At 56.2% G+C, this 26315-nt stretch carries 31 protein-coding genes and 1 tRNA gene; 7 read left to right on the top strand and 25 right to left on the bottom strand.

The features are described from left to right. Positions 1 to 26: 26 nt before the first annotated feature. From PG1C_RS03250 to PG1C_RS03180, 15 genes are all read right to left on the bottom strand, one after another. Positions 27 to 971: an electron transfer flavoprotein subunit alpha/FixB family protein gene (locus PG1C_RS03250; RefSeq protein WP_202635996.1), complete on the bottom strand. Its 945-nt coding sequence runs from the start codon at positions 969 to 971 to the stop codon at positions 27 to 29. Next, positions 968 to 1726: an electron transfer flavoprotein subunit beta/FixA family protein gene (locus tag PG1C_RS03245; RefSeq protein WP_202635995.1), complete on the bottom strand. Its 759-nt coding sequence runs from the start codon at positions 1724 to 1726 to the stop codon at positions 968 to 970. The genes PG1C_RS03250 and PG1C_RS03245 overlap by 4 nt, the downstream gene beginning before the upstream one ends. Before the next feature lie 199 nt (positions 1727 to 1925). Then, positions 1926 to 2426: a thiol peroxidase gene (gene tpx, locus PG1C_RS03240; protein ID WP_202635994.1), complete on the bottom strand. Its 501-nt coding sequence runs from the start codon at positions 2424 to 2426 to the stop codon at positions 1926 to 1928. 33 nt (positions 2427 to 2459) lie between these two features. Then, a complete protein-coding gene (locus PG1C_RS03235; RefSeq protein ID WP_202635993.1) occupies positions 2460 to 3242 on the bottom strand; it encodes a TatD family hydrolase in 783 nt (260 codons plus the stop codon). A 32-nt stretch (positions 3243 to 3274) separates the two neighbouring features. After that, positions 3275 to 3469 (bottom strand): Fe-S cluster assembly protein IscX, encoded by a 195-nt coding sequence (iscX, locus tag PG1C_RS03230; protein WP_202635992.1) that lies wholly within the window; start codon positions 3467 to 3469, stop codon positions 3275 to 3277. Further along, positions 3466 to 3807 (bottom strand): ISC system 2Fe-2S type ferredoxin, encoded by a 342-nt coding sequence (gene fdx, locus PG1C_RS03225; protein ID WP_202635991.1) that lies wholly within the window; start codon positions 3805 to 3807, stop codon positions 3466 to 3468. Before fdx ends, iscX begins: the two co-directional genes overlap by 4 nt. Next, positions 3804 to 5672 (bottom strand): Fe-S protein assembly chaperone HscA, encoded by a 1869-nt coding sequence (gene hscA, locus PG1C_RS03220; protein ID WP_202635990.1) that lies wholly within the window; start codon positions 5670 to 5672, stop codon positions 3804 to 3806. Before hscA ends, fdx begins: the two co-directional genes overlap by 4 nt. A 7-nt stretch (positions 5673 to 5679) precedes the next feature. Next, positions 5680 to 6234, bottom strand: a complete 555-nt coding sequence (gene hscB / locus PG1C_RS03215; RefSeq protein WP_202635989.1) for a Fe-S protein assembly co-chaperone HscB — start codon at positions 6232 to 6234, stop codon at positions 5680 to 5682. Between the two features lie 10 nt (positions 6235 to 6244). Then, positions 6245 to 6574 (bottom strand): iron-sulfur cluster assembly protein IscA, encoded by a 330-nt coding sequence (gene iscA, locus PG1C_RS03210; protein WP_202635988.1) that lies wholly within the window; start codon positions 6572 to 6574, stop codon positions 6245 to 6247. A 2-nt stretch (positions 6575 to 6576) separates the two neighbouring features. Beyond that, positions 6577 to 6960, bottom strand: coding sequence for a Fe-S cluster assembly scaffold IscU (gene iscU, locus PG1C_RS03205; protein ID WP_202635987.1), 384 nt, complete (start codon positions 6958 to 6960; stop codon positions 6577 to 6579). 15 nt (positions 6961 to 6975) lie between these two features. Further along, positions 6976 to 8187 carry an IscS subfamily cysteine desulfurase gene (locus PG1C_RS03200; RefSeq protein WP_202635986.1) on the bottom strand — a complete coding sequence of 404 codons (1212 nt, stop codon included), beginning with the start codon at positions 8185 to 8187 and terminating at the stop codon, positions 6976 to 6978. 36 nt (positions 8188 to 8223) lie between these two features. After that, positions 8224 to 9402: a cysteine desulfurase family protein gene (locus PG1C_RS03195; RefSeq protein WP_202635985.1), complete on the bottom strand. Its 1179-nt coding sequence runs from the start codon at positions 9400 to 9402 to the stop codon at positions 8224 to 8226. 3 nt (positions 9403 to 9405) lie between these two features. Further along, positions 9406 to 9915 carry a Fe-S cluster assembly transcriptional regulator IscR gene (iscR, locus tag PG1C_RS03190; protein WP_202635984.1) on the bottom strand — a complete coding sequence of 170 codons (510 nt, stop codon included), beginning with the start codon at positions 9913 to 9915 and terminating at the stop codon, positions 9406 to 9408. Between the two features lie 132 nt (positions 9916 to 10047). Then, on the bottom strand, positions 10048 to 10800 hold the full coding sequence (gene cysE / locus PG1C_RS03185) for a serine O-acetyltransferase (protein WP_202635983.1): 753 nt from the start codon (positions 10798 to 10800) through the stop codon (positions 10048 to 10050). 36 nt (positions 10801 to 10836) lie between these two features. After that, positions 10837 to 11562, bottom strand: a complete 726-nt coding sequence (locus PG1C_RS03180) for an RNA methyltransferase (RefSeq protein ID WP_348539360.1) — start codon at positions 11560 to 11562, stop codon at positions 10837 to 10839. A 139-nt stretch (positions 11563 to 11701) separates the two neighbouring features. Here PG1C_RS03180 and PG1C_RS03175 point away from each other — a divergent pair, with 139 nt between their 5' ends. Together PG1C_RS03175 and mutS are read left to right on the top strand one after the other, a co-directional pair. Beyond that, positions 11702 to 12508 carry an inositol monophosphatase family protein gene (locus PG1C_RS03175; RefSeq protein WP_202635981.1) on the top strand — a complete coding sequence of 269 codons (807 nt, stop codon included), beginning with the start codon at positions 11702 to 11704 and terminating at the stop codon, positions 12506 to 12508. Between the two features lie 19 nt (positions 12509 to 12527). Then, the gene (mutS, locus tag PG1C_RS03170; protein WP_237218271.1) at positions 12528 to 15209 is read left to right on the top strand and encodes a DNA mismatch repair protein MutS; all 2682 of its coding nucleotides are present in this window, start codon (positions 12528 to 12530) and stop codon (positions 15207 to 15209) included. An 82-nt stretch (positions 15210 to 15291) separates the two neighbouring features. Here mutS and PG1C_RS03165 read toward each other — a convergent pair whose 3' ends face one another. From PG1C_RS03165 to PG1C_RS03125, 10 genes are all read right to left on the bottom strand, one after another. Then, positions 15292 to 15765, bottom strand: a complete 474-nt coding sequence (locus tag PG1C_RS03165; protein ID WP_202635980.1) for a DUF1178 family protein — start codon at positions 15763 to 15765, stop codon at positions 15292 to 15294. 280 nt (positions 15766 to 16045) lie between these two features. Next, positions 16046 to 16210, bottom strand: a complete 165-nt coding sequence (locus PG1C_RS03160; protein ID WP_202635979.1) for a hypothetical protein — start codon at positions 16208 to 16210, stop codon at positions 16046 to 16048. 60 nt (positions 16211 to 16270) lie between these two features. Continuing rightward, complete coding sequence (locus PG1C_RS14955; protein WP_202635978.1) at positions 16271 to 16408, bottom strand: diguanylate cyclase domain-containing protein; 138 nt, start codon at positions 16406 to 16408, stop codon at positions 16271 to 16273. 280 nt (positions 16409 to 16688) lie between these two features. After that, entirely contained in the window at positions 16689 to 20105 is a 3417-nt protein-coding gene (locus PG1C_RS03150; protein WP_202635977.1) for a bifunctional diguanylate cyclase/phosphodiesterase, read from the bottom strand. Next, positions 20102 to 20530, bottom strand: a complete 429-nt coding sequence (locus tag PG1C_RS03145) for an ATPase domain-containing protein (protein WP_237218269.1) — start codon at positions 20528 to 20530, stop codon at positions 20102 to 20104. Before PG1C_RS03145 ends, PG1C_RS03150 begins: the two co-directional genes overlap by 4 nt. Next, positions 20491 to 20961, bottom strand: coding sequence for an ATPase domain-containing protein (locus tag PG1C_RS14550; protein ID WP_237218268.1), 471 nt, complete (start codon positions 20959 to 20961; stop codon positions 20491 to 20493). Before PG1C_RS14550 ends, PG1C_RS03145 begins: the two co-directional genes overlap by 40 nt. Continuing rightward, on the bottom strand, positions 20958 to 21362 hold the full coding sequence (locus PG1C_RS03140; protein ID WP_202635975.1) for an ATPase domain-containing protein: 405 nt from the start codon (positions 21360 to 21362) through the stop codon (positions 20958 to 20960). The genes PG1C_RS14550 and PG1C_RS03140 overlap by 4 nt, the downstream gene beginning before the upstream one ends. Positions 21363 to 21552: 190 nt before the next feature. Continuing rightward, positions 21553 to 22032: a response regulator transcription factor gene (locus PG1C_RS03135; RefSeq protein WP_237218267.1), complete on the bottom strand. Its 480-nt coding sequence runs from the start codon at positions 22030 to 22032 to the stop codon at positions 21553 to 21555. Continuing rightward, a complete protein-coding gene (locus PG1C_RS14950) occupies positions 21917 to 22309 on the bottom strand; it encodes a sensor histidine kinase (protein WP_414629214.1) in 393 nt (130 codons plus the stop codon). The genes PG1C_RS03135 and PG1C_RS14950 overlap by 116 nt, the downstream gene beginning before the upstream one ends. A gap of 332 nt (positions 22310 to 22641) precedes the next feature. Next, positions 22642 to 22711: transfer RNA gene (locus PG1C_RS03125), tRNA-Ser, on the bottom strand. 162 nt (positions 22712 to 22873) lie between these two features. On the opposite strand from PG1C_RS03125, the gene PG1C_RS03120 reads away from it, so the two are divergent. The 5 genes from PG1C_RS03120 (at position 22874) to PG1C_RS03100 (ending at position 26289) form a co-directional block, all read left to right on the top strand. Further along, the gene (locus tag PG1C_RS03120; RefSeq protein WP_202635972.1) at positions 22874 to 24205 is read left to right on the top strand and encodes a tyrosine-type recombinase/integrase; all 1332 of its coding nucleotides are present in this window, start codon (positions 22874 to 22876) and stop codon (positions 24203 to 24205) included. A 75-nt stretch (positions 24206 to 24280) separates the two neighbouring features. Beyond that, the gene (locus PG1C_RS03115) at positions 24281 to 24604 is read left to right on the top strand and encodes a type II toxin-antitoxin system RelE/ParE family toxin (RefSeq protein ID WP_202635971.1); all 324 of its coding nucleotides are present in this window, start codon (positions 24281 to 24283) and stop codon (positions 24602 to 24604) included. Next, a complete protein-coding gene (locus tag PG1C_RS03110) occupies positions 24601 to 24942 on the top strand; it encodes an addiction module antidote protein (protein WP_202635970.1) in 342 nt (113 codons plus the stop codon). Before PG1C_RS03115 ends, PG1C_RS03110 begins: the two co-directional genes overlap by 4 nt. Before the next feature lie 32 nt (positions 24943 to 24974). Then, a complete protein-coding gene (locus PG1C_RS03105) occupies positions 24975 to 25727 on the top strand; it encodes a DUF3223 domain-containing protein (RefSeq protein WP_202635969.1) in 753 nt (250 codons plus the stop codon). A 79-nt stretch (positions 25728 to 25806) separates the two neighbouring features. Next, positions 25807 to 26289 (top strand): hypothetical protein, encoded by a 483-nt coding sequence (locus PG1C_RS03100; RefSeq protein WP_202635968.1) that lies wholly within the window; start codon positions 25807 to 25809, stop codon positions 26287 to 26289. Positions 26290 to 26315: the final 26 nt, after the last annotated feature.

Genomic DNA, 26315 nt, shown 5'->3' with positions numbered 1-26315 from the left:
GCAAGGGAAAGTAAAATGACAATGCATTACAGTGCGGCAACCAATTCCGGCACAGCCTGAAAGAGATCTGCCACCAGGCCATAATCGGCCACTTGAAAAATCGGCGCATCCGGGTCTTTGTTAATGGCCACGATGACCTTGGAATCTTTCATGCCGGCAAGATGCTGAATCGCGCCCGATATGCCGATGGCGATATACAGTTGTGGCGCGACAATTTTGCCTGTCTGTCCCACCTGATAATCATTCGATACAAAGCCTGCATCCACCGCCGCGCGCGAAGCGCCCATCGCCGCACCGAGTTTGTCAGCCAAAGGTTCCAGCACCTTGTGATAGTTTTCACCACTGCCCAACCCGCGGCCACCGGAGACAATGATCTTCGCTGCGGCGAGTTCCGGCCGCGCCGATTTGGTTAGCTCACGGCTAACCAGCCTGGCCTGACCAAGATCAGGGCTGGCCTGAATGGCTTCAATGGTCGCGGCGCCACCGCTTGCCTCTACCGCATCGAATCCCGTCGTGCGCACGGTAATCACTTTTACCGGGTCGGCGCTTTTCACTGTCGCCAGGGCGTTCCCTGCATAAATCGGACGCACGAACGTGTCAGCATCAACTATTGCAATGATGTCCGAAATTTGCGCCACATCAAGCAAGGCTGCTACGCGCGGCAAAGTGTTTTTACCGTTACTCGTGGCAGCAGCCAGAATATGGGTATGGCCACCGGCTTGCGCAACAATCAGCGCTGCCAGATTTTCAGCCGTCTGATCGCCATAGTGAGCGGCATCTGCCACGATAACTTTAGCAACACCCGCCACGGCAGCCGCCTGTTGCGCCACATCGCCACACGCAACTCCTGCCACCAGAACATGAATTTCCGTCGACAACACTGTGTTGATTTTGGCGGCAGCTGCAATGGCATTACGTGTCGCGCCTTTGAGCGTCAGATTGTCGTGCTCAGCAATAACGAGGATGCTCATGCAATCACCTTGGCTTCATTTTTGAGTTTGTTAATCAGTTCAGCAACATCCGCCACCTTCACACCCGCCGATCGTGGCGCCGGATCCGTCACTTTAAGTGTCGTGAGCCGGGGGGTGACATCAATCCCCAATGCTTCGGGCTTGATGACATCCAGCGGCTTTTTCTTCGCCTTCATGATGTTGGGCAAGGTGGCGTAACGCGGCTCGTTCAGCCGCAAATCGGTCGTCACAATGGCGGGTAAAGTCAGCGCCAGAGTCTCTGAACCACCATCCACTTCACGCGTCACGGTCACAGAGCCCGCAGCCGCATCCACCACCACTTTTGAGGCGAATGTTGCTTGCGACCAGCCCATTAATGCTGCCAGCATCTGGCCCGTTTGGTTGGCATCATCGTCAATGGCCTGTTTGCCCAGAATAATCAGCTGTGGAGATTCGTTAAGCGCGATCGCCTTGAGTAACTTGGCCACTGCCAGTGGCTGTAACTCAACATCAGTTTCAACCAGAATGCCCCGATCAGCGCCTAAGGCCATCGCCGTGCGCAAGGTTTCCTGGCACGCTGTTACACCGCAAGAAACAGCGACCACCTCGGTGGCTACACCGGCTTCTTTCAAACGCAACGCCTCTTCAATCGCGATTTCATCAAAAGGATTCATGGCCATTTTGACATTCGCCAGATCAACGCCGGTATTATCCGCTTTAACGCGTACTTTAATGTTGTAGTCAATCACACGCTTGACCGGGACGAGAATTTTCAAGTCAATCTCCTTGGCTGAGTAAGAGCTCATTGTTCGCTCGATGGGTGAACCAACCGCCAATTTTAGCGCATCGCTTACAGGCGATGGACACCACCCGGACCGCACCTCTGACAGACAAAGCAAATCGCTGGATACCACAGGGCATAAAGCCTGTGGTATCCAGCGACTTTTCGGCGTTACCTGGCTAACGTGACGCTATTTAAGCGAGTGCTTTTAATACGGCATCGTAGTTAGGTTCGTTACCAATTTCAGCCACTAGCTCACTGTGAATGACTTGATCATTGGCATCAATAACCACCACAGCGCGGGTTGTCAGGCCTGTCATCGGACCTTCCGCCAGCTTTACGCCCCAGGCAGCCAGAAACTCGGGATGACGGAAGGTAGATAAATGAGCGACATTTTTCAGCCCTTCCATATCGCAAAACCGCTTGGCCGCAAAAGGCAGATCGGCTGAAACCGCGAGTATGGCGGTATTAGGCAGCTGGGCAGCCAGCTCGTTGAATTTACGCGTGGATGTCGCGCAAGTCGGCGTGTCAAGGCTAGGCACGATGTTCAGCACTTTGCGCTTACCGGCAAAATCTTTCAGCGATACATCGGCAAGCGCGCCATTGGTCAGTTGAAAGTCGGGCGCCTTGGTTCCGGCTTTAGGAAGGACACCATCCACACGAAGAGGGGTGCCACGAAAGTTTACAGTGCTCATTGTTATCTCCTGGTCAGGGTTACGGGGTAAACATCAAACAAGCCGAGCAAGCCCGGGCAAAACAGCAACAGCATTGGCCGTCGTGGCCTCAGCAATCACTGAAAGGGGAACGCCGCGCAGCAAAGCCAGCGTTTGGGCAATGCGCGGCAATTGATCCGGCGTGTTGCGAGCGCCGACTTTCCATTCCGGCGGCATATCCGGTGCATCGGTTTCCAGCACAATGGATTCTACCGGAAGCGTCGCTGCCAGTTTGCGGATGCGATGCGCACGCGGGAAGGTCATCGCCCCGCCAAAGCCCAGCTTAAAACCTAACTTGATGAATTCTTCTGCCTGTTGCTGGCTGCCGTTGAAGGCATGCGCTATACCCCCGATATCACCGCTTAACTTCACGCGCCGCAACTGCTGCAAAACCTGGTCAATGGCGCGGCGCACATGCAATAAAACGGGCAACTCGGCCTCTTGCGCAATTTTGAGTTGTTCGACGAAATAATAAAGCTGTTGTGCGTCGTCGCGTTCCGCAACGAAACGATCCAATCCAATCTCACCCACCGCAACAGGTTGCTCACGGGCAATGGTTTCACGCAGCGCGTGAATATCCTCTTCGCGCGCCCGGGCGACAACCATCGGATGGATGCCAAACGCCGCCACGCATCCCGGTTGCTCACGGCAAATCGAGGCCACTGCGCCAAAATTCGCCCGTTCGACAGCCGGCACAACAATGACTGAAACGTTTGCCTGTCTTGCCGCCTCGGAAACCGCCTCGCGATCTACGTCGAATTCTGCTGCATCAAGATGGCAATGGGTATCGATCCACATTAAACATTAGGCCTTTGCGGTTTTAGCCAGCCTTATTCAGCTTCGTCCATCCACGCTTGCTGAATGGCTTCCAGCTTTTTTTCGCCGCAATGTGTCGCGTCTTCCTCAAAGCCCGGCAAAGCGAGAACCCAGTTCATCAAATCAACAAAATTAATACGCGTTGGATCAACCTCGGGATGGCGATCAATCAGCGCCAGCGCAATATCCAGGCTATCTGTCCATTTCATCGCTTGACCTCTTTAACCATGTTGATGGTGTATTTAGGTATTTCAATAACCAAAGGCGTCGACCCCACAATCGCTTGGCAGGAAAGGCGCGAATTTGGCTCCAGCCCCCAGGCTTTGTCGAGCATATCTTCTTCTATTTCTTCGGCGGACTGAAGCGATGCAAAACCCTCGCGCACGACCACATGACACGTAGTGCAAGCGCAGGATTTTTCACAGGCATGCTCAATTTCGATGTCATTTTCAAGCAAGGCATCGCACACCGAGATGCCAGCAGAGGCTTCGATCACTGTGCCATCAGGACACAACTCGGGATGGGGCAAAACAATAATTTGCGTCATAACGTTACCTGGTCAATATTTTTTCCGGTGAGCGCCAGCTGCACGCTTTGATCCATACGCCGTGCGGCAAATTCATCGGTCGCATCGTTTAGTTCTTTCATGGCCGCATCAATCGCCGGACGATCGTCGCTAGCTACCACACCTTGCAGATGCACCATCGCAGCATCAATACGCGCGCGTTCATCCAGCGAAAGAATCTCGGCGCTGCTGATCAATGCGGAGCGGATTGCCTCCAGCAAGCGTTTCGCCTCAACTTGCAGTTCACGCAACGCCCGCAGAGAAGCGTCTTCACGCGCATGAGAAAAACTTTCCTTGAGCATCTCTGAAATTTCATTATCCGTCAGACCGTATGAGGGTTTGACTTCAATACGCGCCTCATGGCCGGTTGTCTGCTCGCGGGCAGAAACCGAAAGCAGGCCGTCAGCATCTACCTGGAAAGTCACACGTATGCGCGCTGCGCCCGCCACCATGGGCGGGATGCCGCGCAGCTCAAAACGTGCCAGGCTGCGGCACACCGAAACCAGATCACGCTCGCCTTGCACCACATGGACGGACATGGCGGTTTGGCCATCTTTAAACGTCGTGAACTCCTGGGCGCGCGCAACGGGTATGGTCGAATTACGCGGGATGACTTTCTCAACCAGGCCGCCCATGGTTTCCAACCCGAGTGATAACGGAATCACATCCAGCAATAACCAGTCGTCGCCCGCTGCACGATTGCCCGCCAACAAATTAGCCTGCATGGCAGCGCCCAGCGCAACCACTTTATCCGGGTCAAGATTGTTAAGTGGCTCCTGCTTGAAAAACTCACCCACGGCACACTGAATTTGCGGCATGCGTGTTGAACCGCCAACCATCACCACGCCACGCACTTCGGCTACCGTCAGGCCAGCATCGCGCAGCGCCTTTTTAGTAGCGGATAATGTTTTTTGCACCAGCGTCAGCGTGATCTCGGTGAATACATCCGTGGTGAGCACCAGATCGACATATTCACCGCTGCTGAGCTTAACGGTAATCGGCGCTTCGCCATGCTGTGAGAGATATTCCTTCGCTTCTCGCGCATGCCCTTGTAACAGGCGGGTATCGTGTAGCGTTAACGGTTTGAGTCCTGCTTGCTCGATGATCCAGCAAAACACGCGATGATCAAAATCATCCCCACCCAGTGCGGAATCTCCGCCGGTGGCGAGCACCTCAAAAATGCCTTTGGCAAGACGCAAAATAGAGATATCGAACGTGCCACCGCCTAAATCGAAAATGGCGTAGATGCCTTCAGCTGCATTGTCCAGACCATAAGCAATGGCCGCAGCCGTCGGCTCGTTCAACAAGCGCAACACATTCAAGCCGGCCAGCTGCGCTGCGTCTTTTGTCGCCTGGCGCTGCGCGTCATCAAAGTAAGCGGGCACGGTAATCACGGCTCCGGTGAGCTCGCCACCCAGCGCGGCTTGGGCACGCAAGCGCAAGGTTTTGAGAATGTCAGCCGAGACTTCTACCGGGCTTTTGATTCCAGCCACCGTCTTGATCTTGACCATCCCCTCGGCATCAACAAAATCATAGGGCAGGGTTTCGCTGTGCACAATATCCGCGTGCCCTCGCCCCATGAATCGTTTGACAGACACAATCGTATTTTTAGGGTCAAGGGATTTCCATGCCTCAGCCGCATAGCCTACGTCAACATCGCCATTGGCGGTATACCGAACCACCGAGGGTAATAGGGGATGGCCTTTCTCATCGCTCAACACCACACTCATGCCACTACGCACGGTAGCCACCAGCGAGTTGGTCGTGCCGAGATCTATGCCAATCGCCAGGCGATGCTGGTGAGGCGCAACCGATTCACCCGGTTCAGCAATTTGCAGAAGAGCCATAGTATTTTTAAGACGTGACGGCTTCGAGCGCGTCGTTAATTTCGTATAACAGTTTTTCCTGAAACATGAGTTTTCGCACAAGGTCAGCGGCCGCTTTGTAGTCATGCTGATGATCAATGAGCGTAATCAACTGCTGATGCGCCTCGGCGATATCACGGAGTAGCGTCGCGTGTGCGACTTCCAGAGAGTCTTCATCACTTGCTGCACGTGCCGCCATGACTTCTTCACGTAATTCCATCTGCTGCATCAAAAATGCAGTTGGCATCGCCGTATTACTTTCTACCTGCGGATCAAAACCCAGTAGAGTGAGTAAATAGAGCGCCCGCTGCCCAGGGGACTTGAGTATTTGATACGCCTCGTTAACGCGGGTTGCCCACTGCATGGCCAAGCGCTGTTGTGCGTCACCCGCTTGCAGATATCGGTCAGGATGCACTAATGCCTGCAGACTGCGAAACCGCTGATCAAGCTCGTCACTATCCAATCCTTGCTGTCGCGGTAAATCAAGCAACGCAAAGTGATCCGCCGAAAACTTAGCCCCCGGCAGGGAATCTTGCACACTCATCGACAGCCACTCAGGTCGTTGTTGTAAACGATTCGCCGCAACCGCATTCGCCTTTGACGTTGGGATTATTGAACTTAAAGCCCTCATTCAGGCCTTCTTTCGCATAGTCCAACTCCGTCCCTTCAAGATAAGGCAAGCTCTTGGGGTCGATTAGCACCTTGACGCCATGGCTTTCAAACACCAGATCTTCAGGCAGCGCATCATCGGCAAATTCAAGCTTGTACGCCAAGCCTGAACAGCCGGAGGTCTTGACGCCGAGACGAATACCGACCCCCTTGCCGCGCTTGGCAAGAAACCCCGCCACGTGTTGTGCCGCTGGCTCGGACAAAGTAACCGACATGATCAACCGCCCCGCTTCTGCTTGTAATCAGCAACCGCCGCCTTGATCGCGTCTTCTGCAAGAATCGAACAATGGATTTTTACCGGCGGCAAAGCCAACTCTTCGGCGATGTGCGTGTTCTTGATTTCCAGCGCCTGGTCTAGCGTCTTACCCTTGACCCATTCGGTCACCAGGGAAGACGAGGCGATTGCCGAACCACAGCCGTAGGTCTTGAATTTGGCATCTTCGATAACGCCATCCTTACCCACCTTGATTTGCAGCTTCATCACATCGCCGCAGGCGGGGGCACCGACCATGCCGGTTGCCACGTCCTCATCATCCTTGTTAAAAGACCCCACATTGCGCGGGTTTTCGTAATGATCCAGTACTTTTTCGCTGTATGCCATGATAATTCTCCCGTATTAATGTGCAGCCCACTGCACGGTGTTAAGGTCAATTCCTTCTTTGAACATATCCCACAGGGGGGACAACTCGCGCAATTTGCCAATTTTCTCGTGCAGTAATTTGACCGTGAAATCAACATCTTGTTCCGTTGTGAATCGACCCAAGGTGAAGCGGATCGAACTATGCGCCAACTCATCTGACCGCCCGAGCGCACGCAACACGTACGATGGCTCAAGGCTGGCTGAAGTACATGCCGAACCACTCGATACGGCGATATCCTTGATCGCCATGATCAGCGACTCGCCCTCAACATAGTTAAAGCTTAAATTGAGATTGTGTGGCACACGCTGGGTCAAATCGCCATTGACATAAATTTCCTCGATATCCATCAGCCCGTTCATCAGGCGGTCACGCAGCATGCGGATCCGTTCATTTTCTGTTGCCATCTCAAGCCGCGCGAGGCGAAACGCCTCGCCCATGCCGACGATCTGATGGGTGGCCAGCGTGCCAGAACGCAAGCCGCGCTCATGCCCGCCGCCATGCATTTGTGCTTCCAGTCGGATGCGTGGTTTGCGGCGCACATACAGGGCACCTACACCTTTTGGACCATAGGTTTTATGCGCGCTAAATGACATCAAATCAACTTTCAGCGTCGTTAAATCAATCGGCATTTTGCCGGTTGCCTGCGCAGCGTCGACATGGAAAATAACCCCTTTTTCGCGGCAAATTTCACCCAGTTCAGCGATCGGCTGAATCACGCCAATTTCATTATTCACCATCATCACAGACGCCAGCACCGTATCCGGGCGCAGCGCCGCAGCAAATTGCGCGGGCGTTACCAGACCATCTTCTTGCGGCACCAGATAGGTCGCGTCAAACCCCTGACGCTCGAGTTCTTTAACGGTATCCAGCACCGCCTTGTGCTCTGTTGTCACGGTGACAATGTGTTTACCCTTGCTACTGGCATAAAAATGCGCAGCGCCTTTGATGGCCAGATTATTGGATTCCGTCGCGCCGGATGTCCAGATAATATCCTTGGCATCCGCGCCGACCAGTTTAGCGACTTCTTCACGTGCATCCTCCACGGCTTTTTCTGCTTCCCAGCCATACGCGTGGGAACGCGAGGCCGGATTGCCAAAGTGCTCAGTCAGCCAGGGAATCATTTTTGCCGCCACACGCGGATCAACCGGCGTGGTCGCAGAATAATCGAGATAGATCGGTAGTTTCATTTTCAGCTTCTCCATTTCAGCGAGTAGTCACAGTGGTCACGCTTCTGCGACCAATGCCTTAAGTTGCCCCAGCGTGGTTTTAAGCACGCTGAGAAAATCATGTATCTGCTGCTGGGTTGTCCCCGCACCCAGGCTCACACGCACTGCTCCTCGCGCTAACGCTGGCTGAATGCCCATAGCTAACAGCACGTGCGAAGGTGCCGGGTTGGCGCTGGAGCAAGCCGCTCCTGCGGCGACCGCAAAACCTGCACGATCCAGCCGACCCACCAGGGTTTCGCCATCGACATCAGCTAGCGCAAAATAGCTTGTGTTGGGCAAGCGGTCTGTTTGCGCGGCAAAAACATGCGCGCCTAAGGTAGACAAACCTGCTTCTAATTCTGCACGTAAAGCGCGCAAGGTGGTGGCTTGGGTTTGCTGATGGGCAACAGCCAGTTCCGCCGCCAGGCCAAAACCAACAATCGCTGCCACATTCTCGGTGCCCGAACGCAAGCCGTGCTCGTGCCCACCGCCCGCAATGAACGGCTGCAATTCAAGCCGCTTATCCAGAACCAAAGCACCGGCACCTTTCGGCCCGCCAATCTTGTGTGCGGACACCGTCATGGCATGCACACCTGCCACATTGAGGGCGCGAAAATCTACCGGCACGCGGCCGAAAGCCTGCACGGCATCGGTATGGAACAAGGCACTTGTCGATTTAGTCTGCGCCGCCAGTTGAGCCGCCATTTGAACTACATTCTGTATCGCGCCGGTTTCATTGTTCGCGAGCATCACCGAAACCAGTGTGGCACCCCCTGCCGGCTTTTCGGCCAACGCTGCAAAAAAGTCGGCGCTGGTGACACGGCACTCGGCATCTACTGCGATCTCGCGCAAGCGCCAGCCAGTACGCACCAGTTGCCGCGCCGGCTCACGCACGCAGGGGTGCTCAATGGCAGAGATCGCCACGGTGCCCTTTGGCAACAAAGCCGCCGCACCCTTGATAAATAAATTATTGGCTTCTGAACCGCCGCTAGTAAACACCACCTCTGTCGGATGCGCCCCGACGGCATGCGCCACACGCTGCCTTGCCTCGTCTATCGCCCGCCGCGCCGCACGGCCGTATTCATGGCGGCTGGAGGCATTGCCATACTGCTGCGTCAAGTACGGCAGCATGGCTTCCAGCACCCGTGAATCCAGCGGGGTGGTGGCGTTGTAGTCAAAATAGACAGGTGCGAACATGGCTTATACGCTGGCAACAGCACCTTGCGTTGGTTCCTTTTTTGTACTCTGTGTCGCACCTGGCTTACGTTGCGCCACCCGCTCGTCATGCAATACAGCAGGGGCGGCGTGCTGCTGAGCGACAAGCTCAGCCAGATTCACCGAATCAAGGTAGTCGAACATTCTTTTATTCAGATTTGTCCATAAATCGTGCGTCATGCAAACACGCCGGTCTTCAGAGCAATCGCGCTTGCCACCGCACTGCGTAGCATCCAGAGACTCATCGACCGCATGAATGATTTCTGCCACAGAAATATCGCCAAGCGCTTTAGTCAACCGATAACCACCGCCAGGACCACGCACGCTAGACACCAATTGAGAGCGGCGTAACTTGCCGAACAACTGTTCAAGGTACGACAAAGAAATGCGCTGCCGCTCGCTGATGCCCGCTAGCGTTACCGGGCCCTCGTGCTGGCGCATGGCCAGATCGATCATTGCGGTAACGGCAAAACGTCCTTTGGTTGTCAGTCTCATCTGATGTCCCTTTCATGGAGGTGAAACAAGCCGCTTCAACCCACCTGATGTAACGAATACAGCGAATACAACAAAACCAGCCAAGCAGAAATACCCGACTATTTAAGTCGACTATAGGCTATCCCGATAGATTTAGTCAACTATTTTAGACAGATAGTTAGGGTCGAACTTGTCTGCCGTTGCCATATCGTCTTCCAGAGAAACGCCAGATCGTTCAACCGCCTTCAACAGGCAAGCCAGCCGACGATCTGTCTCAACGGCATGATCAAGGAGGCCATGAATTGCTTTAGCCAAGGGATCATCTTCATTTTTAGTAATGGCGTAGGCAGAAAACCCCATTTTCTCTGCCTGCTCTTCGCGCACAGAGTCGCGCCCGGCATCTACGATTCGCGCCGGAATACCAACCGCCGTTGCCCCTGGCGGCACATCACGCACCACCACGGCATTGGAACCCACTTTCGCGCCTTCGCCCAGCGTAATCGGCCCGAGCACTTTTGCCCCGGCACCGATCACTACGCCGCGCAACAACGTGGGATGGCGCTTGCCCTTGCTCCATGAAGTTCCCCCAAGAGTGACGCCGTGATACAGCGTGCAGTCATCGCTAATCACGGCCGTTTCACCAATCACCACGCCCATGCCATGATCAATAAACACACGGCGGCCTATGGTTGCCCCAGGGTGAATCTCGATACCGGTTGCCCAGCGCACCAGATGCGCCAAGAAGCGCGCCAACCAGCGAAAACGCACCTGCCACAGCCAGTGCGCCACGCGGTGCAGTGTGAGCGCGTGCAAACCCGGGTAGCAGGTCAGCACTTCCCATGTCGAGCGAGCGGCAGGATCGCGTTCAAAAACACAGGCGATATCTTCACGCAAATGAGCCAGCATAGTATGTCATTCCTTATTAAAGTACAGCGTTTGTGCCTATGGCTTCTTCTCAAATGCCGTGAGCAATCCACGCAATATATTCACTTCTTCTTTTTCAATCACCGCCCGAGAAAACAGACGTCGCATGCGCAGAATAAGCCGCTTAGGCGTAGCCGGGTCAAGAAATCCGCTAGCAATGGCTGCCCGCTCGATATGCGCCACCAGGTGTTCCACCTCTTCGTGATTCGCTGGCAACCCCGCACCCGACACCTCGGGCGGCAACCCCGTCACTTCGCCAGCCAGCCTTAGTTCGTAACACATGACCTGCACGGCCGCAGCGACATTCAACGAGCTAAACGCCGGATTCACCGGAATCATCGCCCAACGGCGGCATTGGAGTAACTCTTCGTTCGACAACCCGGCCGTTTCATTACCAAACACCAACGCTACCTCACCTGTCGTTGCGGCTGTCACCAGTTCGGCAGCCGCTTCACGCGCCCACACGGGGGGCACAGCCAATTCACGTCGTCGCGCACTCATGGCGACAGCCAGTATCGTCCCCGCAAGCGCTTCAGATAAAGACGTCACCACCTGAGCTGCTGCCAGCACATCCGTTGCCCCAGCCGCCATAGCTTCTGCTTGCGCATCAGGGAATATTTTAGGGTTAACCAGTACCAGCCGAGTAAGCCCCATGGTTTTCATTGCCCGCGCCGCAGCCCCAATATTGCCTGGGTGGCTGGTGTGCGACAACACAACCCGAATCTGATCCAAAGCCGGCAACACTGTCAAAGGCGATACCATCTAGCGCAACACTTCAACCTGCGTCGTGGCAAAAATCCAGTCAGCCAAGTGAATCATTTGTAGGTTCATATTAGAATGACGCCCTTCGCGCGCATAGCGCCTGCTCTCTTATAAAAATTCCATGCATCCCACGCTCAACATCGCCGTCAAGGCCGCGCGACGCGCCGGTCAGATCATCAACCGCGCCAGTCTCGATATCGACTCGCTCAATGTCGGGGTCAAGCAACAAAGCGATTACGTCACCGAGGTTGATCGAGCGGCCGAAGCGGCCATCATTGCTGTCTTGCGCGAGGCCTATCCAACGTATGGAATTCTAGCAGAGGAGTCCGGCCTGGCTGGCACCGATGCCGCCGCCGAGTTTCAATGGATCATTGATCCGCTCGATGGCACCACCAACTTCATCCATGGCGTGCCACAATATGCCATTTCAATTGGCCTGGCAAAACAAGGCGTGATGCAGCAAGCCGTGGTGTATGACGCCAATCGCAACGAAATTTTTACCGCCAGCAAAGGTGGTGGCGCCTTCGTCAATGGCAAACGCATACGCGTCGCCAAGCGCACCCGGCTGGATGAAACGTTGATTGGCACCGGCTTCCCCTACCGCATGTTCGATCATATCGACACCTATCTCGCCATCTTCCGCGAACTCGCCCAAAAAACTGCCGGCATGCGCCGCCCCGGCGCCGCCTCGCTCGACCTCGCCTGGGTCGCCTGCGGCCGCATGGATGGCTTCTGGGAACTGGGTCTCTCTCCCTGGGACATGGCTGCCGGCAGCCTGCTGATTACCGAAGCCGGAGGTCTGGTTGGCGACCTGTCGGGTGAATCAAACTTCATCCAGACCGGCAATATCATTGGCGGCAACCCGAAGATTTTCAGCCAGCTCCTGCAAGTGATCACACCCCACCTGACACCTGCTTTGCGCGCCTGATCCTGACAATGAGTGCGGTATGGCCACGACGCCTTCGAACCCTGATCTAACGGCGCATACCCCGGTCATGCAGCAGTGGTTCCGCCACAAGGCGGAGCACGCTGACAAGCTGCTGTTTTTCCGCATGGGCGATTTTTACGAGCTGTTTTATGAAGACGCCGAGCACGCGTCGCGCCTGCTTGATCTGACGCTAACCACGCGCGGCCAATCAGCGGGCAAACCCATTCCAATGGCAGGCATTCCCTACCATGCAGTCGATGGTTATCTCGCGCGACTGATAAAGCTTGGCGTCTCGATTGCTATCTGTGAGCAGATTGGCGACCCAGCGCTCGCCAAAGGCCCGATGGAGCGTACCGTGATGCGCGTCGTCACCCCCGGCACGCTGACCGATGCCGGGCTGCTTGACGACAAGCGCGATAGCCTGCTGGTCGCGCTGATCATCGACCGCCAGCGCGCGGGTCTGGCCTGGCTGAATCTGTCGAATGGCGATTTGCGGCTGATGGAAACTTCGCGCGATACGCTGCCCGCACATCTCGAGCGCCTGCGTCCGGCAGAACTTTTGTTACCAGATGAGATACGCAACGATGCAAGCAACAACGCCAACATCACAGCAGACAATGGCGCCGTCATTCAATATTTACCCGACTGGCACTTCGATGCGCAAGCGGCCAAGCATGCGCTGACCGAACACTTCGGCACGCGCGACCTGGCAGGCTTTGGTCTGGCCGATGAAGCACTGGCGCTGGCAGCGGCGGGGGCGTTGTATCGTTATGCGCAAGCCACGCAGATGCAGGCGCTGGCACATATCACTGGCCTCACCGTGGAGCGGGAAAGCGCGTATTTGCGGCTGGATGCCGCCACCCGACGCAATCTTGAAATCTCCGAAACACTGCGTGGCGAAACCTCACCCACGCTGCTCTCGCTGCTCGACACCTGCGCCACCAGCATGGGCTCGCGCTGGTTGCGCCACAACCTGCATCATCCCGCTACTGACCGTGCCATTCCTCAAGCCCGCCATGAGTCCGTTGCCGCGCTGATGGGCGCAACTGGTGAGGGGCCTTACGCACTGCTCAACAAAGCACTCACCGGATTTGCAGACATCGAGCGCATCACCGCGCGCATCGCACTGAAAAACGTGCGGCCACGCGATTTATCCGCGTTGCGCGACAGCCTCTCACGACTGGATGCCATTCGCGATCTGCTGTCGCAAAAAGTCGGCGCTGAGGACACGGCGGCCCATGAGAAAAACGCATTCCCAAACACGCTCTCACGTCTCGCCGAATTAACCGCCGCGCTGGCCACACCGCACGCCTGCCTCGCCCTGCTCACGCAAGCCATCGCCACTGAACCCGCTACCTTTTTGCGCGATGGCGGCGTCATCGCATCAGGCTATGACACTGAGCTGGACGAGCTACGCAACATACAAGACAACTGCGGCGCGTTTCTCCTCGCACTCGAATCACGCGAACGCCAGCGCACGGGCATTACCACGCTCAAGGTGGAGTTCAACAAAGTGCATGGCTTCTACATTGAAGTCACCCATGCGAGTGCCCATAGCGGACGCATCCCCGACGATTACCGCCGTCGCCAGACGCTGAAAAATGCCGAGCGCTACATCACGCCCGAACTCAAAACTTTCGAAGACAAAGCGCTCTCGGCACAGGAACGTGCACTAGCACTGGAACGCACGCTGTGGGACGAACTGGTTACTGCGCTGGCCGTGCACATTCCCGCCCTGCAACGCATCGCCCGCGCCCTCGCCGAGCTGGATGGCCTCACCGCCTTCGCCACTGCCGCCGTACGCTACGACTACCGGCAGCCCGAATTTTGTGATGCGGCGATGATCGACATCGAAGGTGGTCGCCATCCCGTCGTGGAACGCCAGGTGAGTGGCAGCGGAGGAAACTTCATTGCCAACAATCTGAACTTTTCATCCACGCGACGCATGCTGCTGATTACCGGCCCCAACATGGGCGGCAAATCCACCTACATGAGACAAGTCGCGCTGATTGCTCTGCTCGCCCACTGCGGCAGTTTCGTGCCGGCCACCCGCTGCCGCATCGGGCCGATGGATGCAATCTACACGCGCATCGGCGCGTCCGACGATCTGGCTTCCGGACGCTCTACCTTCATGGTTGAAATGACCGAAGCCGCCGCGATTCTGCATGAGGCAACCGACAAATCGCTGGTGCTGATGGATGAGATCGGACGCGGCACCTCAACCTTCGACGGCGTTGCGCTGGCCTTCGCCATCGCCCGCTACCTGATCGAAAAGAACCATTCCTACACGCTGTTCTCGACCCACTACTTCGAACTCACCCATCTGGCGCAGGATTATCCCGCCTGTTGCAATGTGCATCTCGACGCCGTGGAACATGCTCACAAGATTATCTTTTTGCACGCGGTAAAGGAGGGCCCGGCCTCGCAAAGCTATGGCGTACAAGTGGCTGCGCTGGCCGGCATGCCTCCCGCAGTAGTGCGCGAAGCGCGGCGGCGTTTGACGCTGATGGAAAACCGGGAAGTCGGCACGCTGATGCAACCTGATCTTTTCGCCAGCGCGCCACCGCCACCTTTGAATCCGCTTTTGGACGAACCGCCTCACCCGGCGCTGGACGCGCTGCGCGACCTGAATCCAGATGAACTCACGCCGCGCGAAGCGCTGGAAAAAATCTATGCGCTAACCAAGCTGGCGAAATCCTGATCCAGGAAAATATTTTTTCTTTGATTTTACGCTTGCTTCTACGTTTGGTCTTGCAACTGCTGACGCCACGTCAGCAACAACCTCAGTGTGTCTCACTCTCCGGCGGTACAGGCGCTGGCAGCACTAAGATCCCCTCGTCAAGCAGCGCATGCGTTTCTTCCGGCGTTGCCACACCGCGAATGTTGCGCGCGGGTGCTTCCTTGTAATGAATGCGCCGTGCCTCTTCCGGCAGGCGATCACCCACATTTTCGGCCTGGCGTGCCATTACCGCCAATGCCTGAAAGAGGTTTTGTGCTGCTTCCGGTTGCATCGCAGGCAACGGTTGCGCAGCTGGTGCTGCGGCGGTATCGGCAGTATCGGTGGTGTCACGATCCGGGGTAGTCGCTGCCACACCCCGCCGGATATGCGGACCGGAGGGCAGTTGGGTGATGGCGGTCGTTTGGCAATAAGTACATTGCACCAGCTGGCGTGCCTGCTGATCACGAAAGGCTTCGCTTGAAGCAAACCAGCCCTCAAAACGATGCCCGTTATCACACAACAGATTCAGAACAATCATAGAGTGGTGCCGGAGCCGGAATCGAAAAAACCTAGATAGATATTGTTTAATACTGAATTTTTTTGGAAAAATAAAAACAATACCCCCATTAATACCCCCAATTTTCGAGGGCTGCGCTAGTCGGGGGGAGCCTTTTATTATACGGTTAGCCATAGCTAACGGGCAACAAAAAACCCGCCGTAGCGGGTCTGGTTTTGTTTCTATGCCACCTTCCTTAGTGAGTCGTGCAGTAAGCCACCAACAGCATCGAGCCACGCTGCGAAGCGACATTCACGCTGGGTTAGCCCGTCGTAGTCAATCTGCTGCGCTTCACTGCATACATCGCCTGATCCGCCTTCTCGATGAGCGTTGCCGGATCTATTCCATCTTCAGGAACACTGCCAATCCGATACTCGCGCTGAGCTTCATGGCGTGTTGTCTGAACCCAAAGGGCTTGCTGATGCATTTGATCTCATCCTCTGGCTGGAGAGCTCGCCGCCCGCGCGACCCTGAACCCGATGGAGAGTCACGGCAAACTCGTCACCACCAAGTCCACCGTATCAGAATCACGGGTTTCGTCCTTCACGCGCTGCGCAAGCGCTTTCAGCGCCACGTCGCCAGCTTGATGCCCATGCTGGTCGTTGATCGTCTTCAACCCGTCCATGTCGATATAAAATTTGTGTCGTGGCGCTCACGGCCGCACCGCCATAGACCATGCCTTCTCCTTCAATCAACTCGACCACCGTGCCATTCGATTCGGTGAGCGCTCGGGCGCGTTCGGCAGCCAGAGTAATGATGCCACCCGGATCAAGACCCCGTTTTGAAATCTCCGTTTGATTTTTGATCACCACCAGCAGTTTGCCTGGGCGGTCGATGGTGTTTTTATTGTGTTCAACCATTGGGCCTCCAGTCGAATTCGCGCTCTGCACCCTAATCGCTATTTATCACGCGCCGGGCGGCGGGGCCAGGTATTTCAATTCAAAGACCTCGCTTGGCACCGGCTTGCTGAACAAAAAGCCCTGCATTTGGTCGCAGTTTAACAACCGGAGCAAACGCGATTGCTCCTCGGTTTCGACACCTTCCGCCACTACCTTGAGCTTTAGTGCATGAGCCAAACTGATGATCGTGGAAACCAGCGCCAATCCTTCCGGTGCGGCAGTCATGTCAATTATGAACGAACGGTCGATCTTCAGCGAATCCACAGGTAGTTTGGCCAAGTAACTGAGCGAGGAGAAGCCGGTACCAAAATCGTCGATGGCAATGCTGACGCCCATGGCGCGGATTGCCTGCAGATTGCCGATACTGTGCTTGACGTCCTCCATGATCAGGCTTTCAGTGATCTCCAGTTCCAGTCCGGCCGCCGCCTGCGGAGCAATACTGATCACCTGTTCGATCTCGGCGATAAAGCCGTGATGGCGCAGTTGTAAAGGCGACACGTTCACCGCGATGGGCACGACCATCCGGCCGGCGGCGCGCCAGCGCAGGTAATCGTCTATGGCCTGGCGCAGTGCCCAGCGCCCGACTTCATAGATGAGGCCGGTCTCTTCGAGGATAGGAATGAAATGGCCTGGCGGCACGAGGCCCGTACGCGGGTCATTCCAGCGGATCAGCGCCTCTGCCCCGCTGACTTTGCCGGTGAGGAGGTTTACCTTGGGCTGATAGTGGAGCACGAACTCTCCCTTGTCGAGCGCCTGTCGCAGCTGATTTTCCAGGGTGAGCCGGATGGATACGGTTGCCATCATCTGGTCTGTGTAAAACAGGTATCGATCGCCGCGTGCCTTGGCCTTCTTGAGCGCGGCCTCGGCGTTTCTGAACAAAGCGTCCGCGTCGCCACCGTGATCCGGGAAAAGTGCCACGCCGACTTTGGCGGCGACCTGGAACACCCCGTCGTTCAGGTGGAACTGATGGTTCTGGAACGTTTCCATCGTGCTTTCAAGAAGCCGCGTCATGTTGTCTTCCTGCCGGACTTCCGGCAAAAGCATGGCAAATTGGTCCGCCCCCACCCGTGCCACCAGGTTGGTGTCCCCCGCGTTGCACGTCAACCACTCTGCCACCTGCCGTAAAAGTCCGTCGCCGGCCGTCCGGCCCAGGCTATCGTTGACGTTCTTGAACCGCTCCAGATCGATCAGGAACAAGGCCAGCTTGTTCCCGCTGCTGTCAGCGCTATGCATGTACTGCGTCATTCGTTCGAGAAATAAACTGCGGTTTGCGATTCCTGTGAGGACATCGTAGTAGGCGAGGTAATCGAGCCGCTCCTGCTTGTCGATGTGATCGATCCCGAACGCGATGTCGCCTGTCAATTCGGTCAACAGTTTCATCTCATCGTCACGGAAGTGTTCAATCTCGCTGGCGTAAAGCGCTAGAACGCCTATCGCTTCATCCGCAACAATCATCGGCATAACTGCCATCGAACGGACGCCGAACTCAGCATATTTCCTGCCAAGTAAAACCTGGTGGTCACTTTGCGAATCGTTGGATACGACAGCCTTTTTCTCCCTAATCGCGCGCGCGACCATGGTATTGGAAGCAGCCTTACTCGATGACAGCAGGTGATTGATGCTGGTCAGGAGCTCATCATCCTTACCCATGGATGCTCCTGGAACGATCTTCATCGTGCTTCGATCCACGATGAAGATCATGGCCATACGATACTCCCCCACATCTACCGCGATGCGGCATGCTTCTTTGAAAAGTATTTCGCGGTCATGCTCACACACGATCAGCGAATTGATCCCTCTCAGCATGGCATAGATGCGGTTCATGTACTTGATTCGAATCTCGCTTTTGCGCAGTACCTGGTTTGTGTGGGAGAGTTCCAGCTCGGCTAACTTCATGTCATGAACATCGGTGCAGGTACCGAACCATTTGACGATGTTGCCGGTGGCATCTTTCAGGGGTGCGCCCCTGATCAACCACCAGCGGTAAACCCCGTCCGCACGACGCAAGCGGCTTTCGAGTGAATAAGTGTGGCCCGTCGCCATCGCTTGCTGCCAGGCGTCCAATGCCCGCTGCTGGTCGTCCGGATGGAATGGCTTGTTCCACCCGTGGCCCAGACTTTCCGCAAGGGTAAGGCCGGTGTAATCCATCCACTGTTGGTTGAAATAAATTTTCCAACCATCTGCTCGCGTAATCCAGACCATTTGCGGCATCGCTTCGGCCAGGGTGCGGAATTCTGCCTCGCTCTCCCGCAGTGCCATCTCTGTTCGGTTTCGTTCGGTGGTGTCCACATGGCTGATGACAACACGAGTTGGCCCTTCGCCCGGGAATCGCGTCCCTCTTGCAATAAACCAGCGCTGTTCCGTTGGAGAGTGACAAGCGTACTCAAGCGAGAATTCACTCCGTTTGCCCTCCAGCAAATCGCGGATGCCGGCAGCGATGGCAGTGGCCTCCGGCGACGAGTCATTCCCAGCTGCGTCGCAGACGGCAAGATAGTTAGCGCCTTCAGACACATCGGACGAAAGCATCCCGTTAGACTCGGCAAAATCGCGCCAGGCCTGGTTCACGGCGATGATCGTTCCCGTTTCGTCCACCACGCATATATGCGTGAATAGCGCGTCGATGGTGGAGCGTGCGAAACGCTCCGACTCACGCAGCGTCTCCTCCATCTGCTTGCGTTCGGAGATATCCTCAACGACCGCGATGAAGTGCTTGGGATCCCCTTGTTTGTCTCTTACAAGGGATACATTGACATTCGCCCAGATTGCAGACCCATCCTTGTGCAGGTAGCGTTTTTCAAAGACACGGATTGCACCGCCGGGTTTGTTCCAAAGCACATTGCATGTTTCTGCGTGCTGGTTCATATCGGCAAAATGGGTCACGTCCGCAATGGACCGCTTGGTCAGATCATCCTCATGATACTCAAGCATGTCGCAGAACTTGCGATTGGCACGAAGGAAACGCCCCTCTGGTGAGGTATGTACGATCCCGACGGGGGCCAGGTCAAAAGTGGTATTGAAACGGTATTCACTCTGGATTAGCGCTTCTTCTGAGTGCCGGCGCAACCGCAGAAAAACTTCCAGGCGAGCGCCCAATTCGTCCCTGGGCAACGGCATGCGCAGCACATCGTCGAATCCGGCGCGCAACCATGCCTTTGTGGAGGCACTCTCCGGCAACATCAGCAGCAGCGGAAGGTAAAGCGGGTGCATTCGCTTTTTCAGGCTGAATAATGACTCGCCATGACGCCGTGCCGCCGCTTCATCAACAATAACCACAGAGGCAGATTCCAGGTCCGGATCAGTATCTGGCTCCCCAATGACAAGTACATTGAACTCTATCTGCGACAGGAATTCGGTGACCAGGCGCCGATCAGCCGGATCAGCAAGCAGCAAACCAACACTGGCTATTGCGAGATCACGAATCAAGGTGCCCGCCTCTCGTCGAATTGGGGCGAGCCGCTCAGAATGCCACGCAGATGCTGCAGCTTTTCGCCAATTTTTATTCCCGAGGCGATGAATTTCATTTCACGAGACGCGTACTCAAAGTCGCCGGCACGCTTCTTGAGGCAGGTGAAGAGCTTGACCAGCTTGGCATGTTGCTCGGCATAGCGCAGCATCACAATGTTGTCAACCGGATGGCTGACCCCAATATTGGTGGCCCTCAGGCTGGTGGTGAATAGATGTTCCGTCTCGTTGACGAACAGGGTCGTCACTTCCGTGCGGGTCAGATAATTCACCAGATTGTGGATATGCACCTGGGACTTGCCGAACTCTTCCATGGCCAGATGGTAGCCGCGCAGGCTGTCCACCATCACCATGCTGCCATCCTCCTCTTCGACCGATTTGCGCACCAGGACAGAAACTCGTCGGGATAGGGTTCGAGCGGATTCACGCGGACGATCCTCAACCTGTCTGACGCCAGCACAGCATCGATCGGCATGCCAATGCTGTGACTGCGAGTTGCTATGAAACTCGGCGACTCTTCGAAACTGAACAGCGCGGTGCACTTCTGTGTCGCTATCGCCATATGCACCAGAAATTGCATACCCAGCGTGGTCTTGCCGGTGCCGGCCGGTCCGCTGAGCAAGGTTGTGGTCCCCGACTCCAGCCCGCGGTCGACCGCCAACCCCACGGACATGTCGTATGCCGGTTCATTGGGTTCGTAAGCGAGCAAGGTGGTGCAGCCGGTGCTGTTGAGAAAGTTAACCAGCCCAAGGGCGTTCTTGCGAAACTGGATGTCGTCAGTGGCGAGGTGCCGCAGTTGCGTCGTCGAATCAATCACCGGATGGTCCGGTCGCTCGGTTTTGACGGCCTGGTGAATAGCATTCCAGGGCGACGCTTGCTCAACCTCGCCGGAGAGGGCACGCGATATTCCACCGACTCATCCTCCCGCCCTTCCATTGATAGCGCAATATCCATGATGCCGATGCCATCCAGCGCCCAGCCAAATCCAGCGACGTTGCGCCGGATTTTGGCGCCGGGCTCGGCCAGGGTGATGTACATGCATTTCTCCCCCCGGGCCACGCCATCACGCAACCACTGCAGCGAGAAAGCGGTCTTGCCCGAATCCGCCGGATCCCTCAGCAGATAACTACGGCCGGATATCAGCACGCCGCACTGGATGTCGTCGCATCCAGTGATGCCGGTGCTGATGCGTTTTGCTTTAGCTGGATGGGTGGTCATAGCTATTTTCCAAAGTTGATGAATTCGCTGGATTCTATCGGAGGGAAACGCTCGGCGGCCTCAAAATCATTGCTTGCTCTACAAAAGAGTCACTCGTCGTTTGTTTTTTTATAACACGCACAGGTTGCAATGTCATCGTGCGCAACCATCGCGTCTGTCAGACAATTCAGAGACGTCGCGTGGGGAAATATCAATTTGAACCTACGCGATTGCCGAAAGCCCCTGTTTGATGTACGTTAGTGGCAAGGCTGAAATGCGATGCACCGTCGGTAATCTGCGATAGGCGCTTACTGGATAGCGCTTGTTGGAAGCCACGACCTGCACCGCGCGGACGACCTCTTGAGCCGCGGACTCTTTCAGAATGTAACTGTGTACGCCAGCTTCTAACGCGTGGAAGACATACCGCGCCGTGGAGTGCATGGATAGAATCAGCATACGGGACCTGCGGCGCGCATTCACTGATTTGGCGGGCGGCCTCGACGCCGTTCATATCGGCCATGCGGATATCCAGCATGGCCATATTTGGACGCAGTTGCAGCACCTGCCTCACGGCTTCACGCCGATGATTTGCAGTACCGATCACTTTTATTTGGGCGTTGATTTCGAGCAGATGCGTCAAACCCTCGCGCATAAACGTATGGTCGTCTGCCAGAAGTACCGTTATTTTCATTGCGGCACTCAGCGCGCCAGGAGAATGGTTGAACAATAGCGTGTTCCGATACTACAACGGTGACCTGAGTACCGTCTCCAGGCGATGAGCGGATAGTAAGCGTCGCCCGAATTGCTATCGCACGCTCCTGCATGGTCGTCAAGCCAACCCCACCCTGAGTAGCATGCCGGGCACCAGTCTCGAAGCCTATGCCATTGTCTGTGATAGTAAATATCACACGCCCGGCATCAGGATACAAACCGAGAGTAATATGGGTAGCTTGAGCATGCTTGATCATGTTGACCATCGCCTCTTGCGCGATGTGGAATAAAGTAATTTCAGTGTCGGGTGTCAATCGCGGTTTCGGCTCCGTACCTTCGATTTCGAACCGGGAATTTTCGCGCACAGCTACCCGTTGAGCAGGATGGCGAAGGGCTGCAAGCAACCCGAGTTCATCGAGTGCTGGCGGGCGAAGTTCAGAGGGTGTAAGAAATCTTGTGTATAGACCCCCCCAGCAATACCCCCATCTTACCCCCGGATTGCAGTAGCCTTGCCTGGACTACTACGGTCGAAGAAAAGGCCGGAAGCCCTGATTTTACCTGACTTACCGGCCTGTTTTGGACTACTTGATGGTGCCCGGAGCCGGAATCGAACCGGCACGCCGCGTTAGCAGCGAGGGATTTTAAGCCAAATAATTGGCAATACACCGAGGTTCGCCGGGCTACGACACAGCCCTCTTGAGCAGGTTTTCTCTAGAAGCATCAAGCCCCATGATACCCCGGTGTTCGACCCAAATCGACCCGGTTCCCTTTCGCTTGGCTCCTAGCTGGCTCCTGGAAATCGGGTATTTCCAGGAGCAAACATGGCTAAGATCAAATTGACAAAAACGGTTGTTGACGCTGCACAACCTCAATCCACAGACGTTGAACTACGCGATACCTTAGTGCCGGGCTTCCTTTGCAAGGTCACCCCGGCAGGCCGCAAAGTTTTCATGGTGCAGTATCGCACCAACGCTGGCGAGCGCCGAAAACCGTCGCTCGGGCTGTTCGGCGAATTGACCGTCGAACAGGCTCGCGCACTCGCGCAAGACTGGCTGGCCGAAGTTCGTCACGGCGGCGATCCGAGCGGCGAGAAGGCGGAAGCGCGCAAGGCACCGACTGTCAAGGAACTGTGCACCCGGTTCATGGAGGACTACTCCAAGACCCGCAACAAACCGAGCACCCAACGCTCATACCAGTATCAAATCAATCGCTCGATCATTCCCGCCTTCGGCAGCAAGAAAGTCCCTGAAGTCACGCGCATGGACGTGATTGCGCTGATGAAGCACCTGGAGAAATCACCCACACAAGCCAACCGCGTGCTCGGCTGCATCCGCAAGATGTTCAACCTCGCTGAGCTGTGGGGCTATCGGCCCGATGGCTCCAACCCCTGCAGGCACGTTCCGAAGTATCCCGAAAAAGGCAAGACCCGCCTGATCACCGATGTGCAGATGAGGCAACTGTTCGCCTATCTCGACAAGGTCGATACCGAAGGCCTGGAGCATCCGACACTGACTCTGGCTATCCGGCTGCAGTTCGAGTTTGCCGCCCGCATGTCGGAAATACTGCTGTTGCAGTGGGACTGGGTCGACCTGCCCAACAGGCGTGTGGTCTGGCCGGACAGCAAGACCGGCGACATGTCCAAACCTATGAGCGAGGAAGCTTACCGGCTTCTGTCGAGTGCTGTGCATTACGAGAACTCGCCCTATGTCTGCCCGTCGATTTTCAACTCCAAACTGCCACTGGCCGGGCATACGTACTACCAGGCCTGGCGGCGCATCCTTAATCGGGCTGGTGTGCCTCCGGTCGGGACCCATGGCATCCGCCATCGATCAGCCACCGACATTGCCAACTCCGGCATTCCGGTCAAGATCGGCATGGCGCTGACTGCGCACAAGACCGTCACGATGTTCATGCGCTATGTCCATACTGAAGATGATCCGGTGCGCGCCGCAGCCGAGTTGGTAGCCAATCGGCGCAAGGCCGTTGTAGAGGGCCGTCCAACTGCATCGAACGACGCTCCCGAACCTGTAGTCGGCACATCCGGGGCGATACCGCCGTATCAGCCCTTCCGCCACCACAGTGGGAAAAACCGCGCCATTCCTCCCGGCAGCAAGCGGGCCACTGGTGCCTCACCCGAGCCTGTTGTGACATGACCGGCCGAACGCATCTCGCCGTGACTATGCGAGCCTTGACGCCCGTGAAATATAAGTTACAATGGGGGCTGCATCATGATTGAAGTGCGCCGGTATCAGCGCCCTGATGGTGAAGTGCCATTGACCGACTGGCTCGCCGGAATGCGTGATGCGCGGGCCAGGGCCAAGCTGGAAATCCGTTTTCGGCGGGTGTCCATGAGCATCTTCGGTGACATCAAGCCAGTGGGCGAAGGTGTGCTGGAGTTGCGCGAAGACATTGGTCCCGGCTATCGCGTGTATCTGGGGCGACATGGCGCGACGTTGATCATCCTGCTCTGCGGCGGCGACAAGCGCACGCAGGATACTGACATCAAACGGGCCAAGGAATACTGGCTGGACTGGAAACGGAGAAACACATGAGCAAACTCAAACATGCCGCTTCGGTTCCCCATACCGATGCGACCATTGCAGAACTGCGTGCTGATCGCTACTTTGCAGTGGAGTACCTGAAATCGGCGCTGGAAGAACTGGACAATCCAGATCATCGGGCCGTCGGCCTGCTCGCGCTGCGCGATGTGGCCGAGGCCTATGGCGGGCTTGCGACGGTGGCGCAAGAAGCAGGCGTCACCCGCGAGGCGTTGTATCGGGCGCTGTCACCGAGCGGCAACCCTACACTCAAGACGCTTCTGGCAGTGCTTCACGCTGTCGGTATGCGTCTGTCTGTTGTGCCGGCCGAGCCTACTCCGGTTCATGGGTAATCCCCCAGGTTGATGCCGAGGCCGAACCGCGCATGGCGATAGCGATCACCCTGTCCAATGGACGCACCTGGAGAACGAAGGCAGCCGCCCTGAGTCACTTCAAGGCAATGCTGGCCTGTCATACCGATGGTGCGGTGGTCGAGGATCGCAACGACCATGAAGACCTTGTGGCGCTGCTCGAACGCTACGACGAGGCGATCACCGATGGGCCGAGCAAAACGGGTATGGGTATCGATCACTTCACTCGCACACGCAACAACTTCAACGGGTATTCGACGCCATCGTTCTGGGTCCATCGCACGGACGGCACCACCACCGACTTCAGCTATATCTCCGGGGTGAACGGCCAGCCCAAGGGGCTTTCACGCGAGTTTTACGATGCCTGCCGCGCGGCCGTGCAGGATGACCTGATAGCAGCCAAGCGCCGTTGTTTCTTCAACGAACACGGCGACGAGCAAGGCTGCGTGCCCTGCGAGATCACCAGCACCCACATTGGCTTCGAGGATGCCCATCTCGATCATGCCTGGCCGACCTTCGGTCAGATCGTTGCCGCATTCCGGGCCGCGCGAGCCTGGACCCGCGAGATTCCTTCTGGAATCGTCACGCTACCCGCCGACGCGCAGACGCAGAGCGTGTTCCAGGCCATTGATGTCGCCGAAGCCTTCAAGGCGTTTCATCACGACTTGGCAGTCCTTCGCATCGTGCAGCGCAAGGCCAATCTGTCGATGGCGGCCGGTCAGCGCCGACCTGTGGTGCAGCGACCGCTCCAATTAAGCGCGTCGTGACGCCCACGACGCCAGACATTCAAACATGACGACACCCATTACGCCCTTCAACTCGCAGCACTTGGAAGCAGCTTGCCGTGTGCTCGCCGACACCGAGCGCGGGCTGACTGGAACGCAGATCGAACGATTGCTGCAAGAAATCAAGATTGCCGATACCTCGCCCGGCATGACCAAGTGGAGGCGCTTATTCAACGCGCTGGCTGAAGCGCAGAACAAACACCAGCTCGGCAATCACCTGATCATGCTGATCAATCGTGCGATGGACCCAGTCAACTATGCGTGCGACCCGAACGCGTTCAACTGGCGTCGCGATGAACTGAACGTGGTGCTCGCTTTTTCTGGTTTTTTCGTGCGTGAGGATGGCAAGGTCGCTCACGCCGACAAAGCTAAGACGCTGGACGCCGCCCGTGCCCGAGCTGGCCGGCTGAAGGCGGCATTGGAAAGCCGCAACGTCCACGCCGAAGTGCTCAAATACTGTCGCGCCGAACTTTTGGACGAAAACTACTTCCACGCCGTGTTTGAGCTTCCCCCGAAATTTCGTTCTTCAAGGGAATGGGTATAACCCCGCATAACTTGGAAGGGAAAGAC

Origin of the sequence: Rugosibacter aromaticivorans (genome assembly GCF_000934545.1) — a bacterium.
In the GTDB taxonomy this organism is placed as follows: domain Bacteria; phylum Pseudomonadota; class Gammaproteobacteria; order Burkholderiales; family Rhodocyclaceae; genus Rugosibacter; species Rugosibacter aromaticivorans.
The sequence above is the reverse complement of the archived record's forward strand: the minus strand, read 5'-3'. Positions and strand labels throughout refer to the sequence as shown.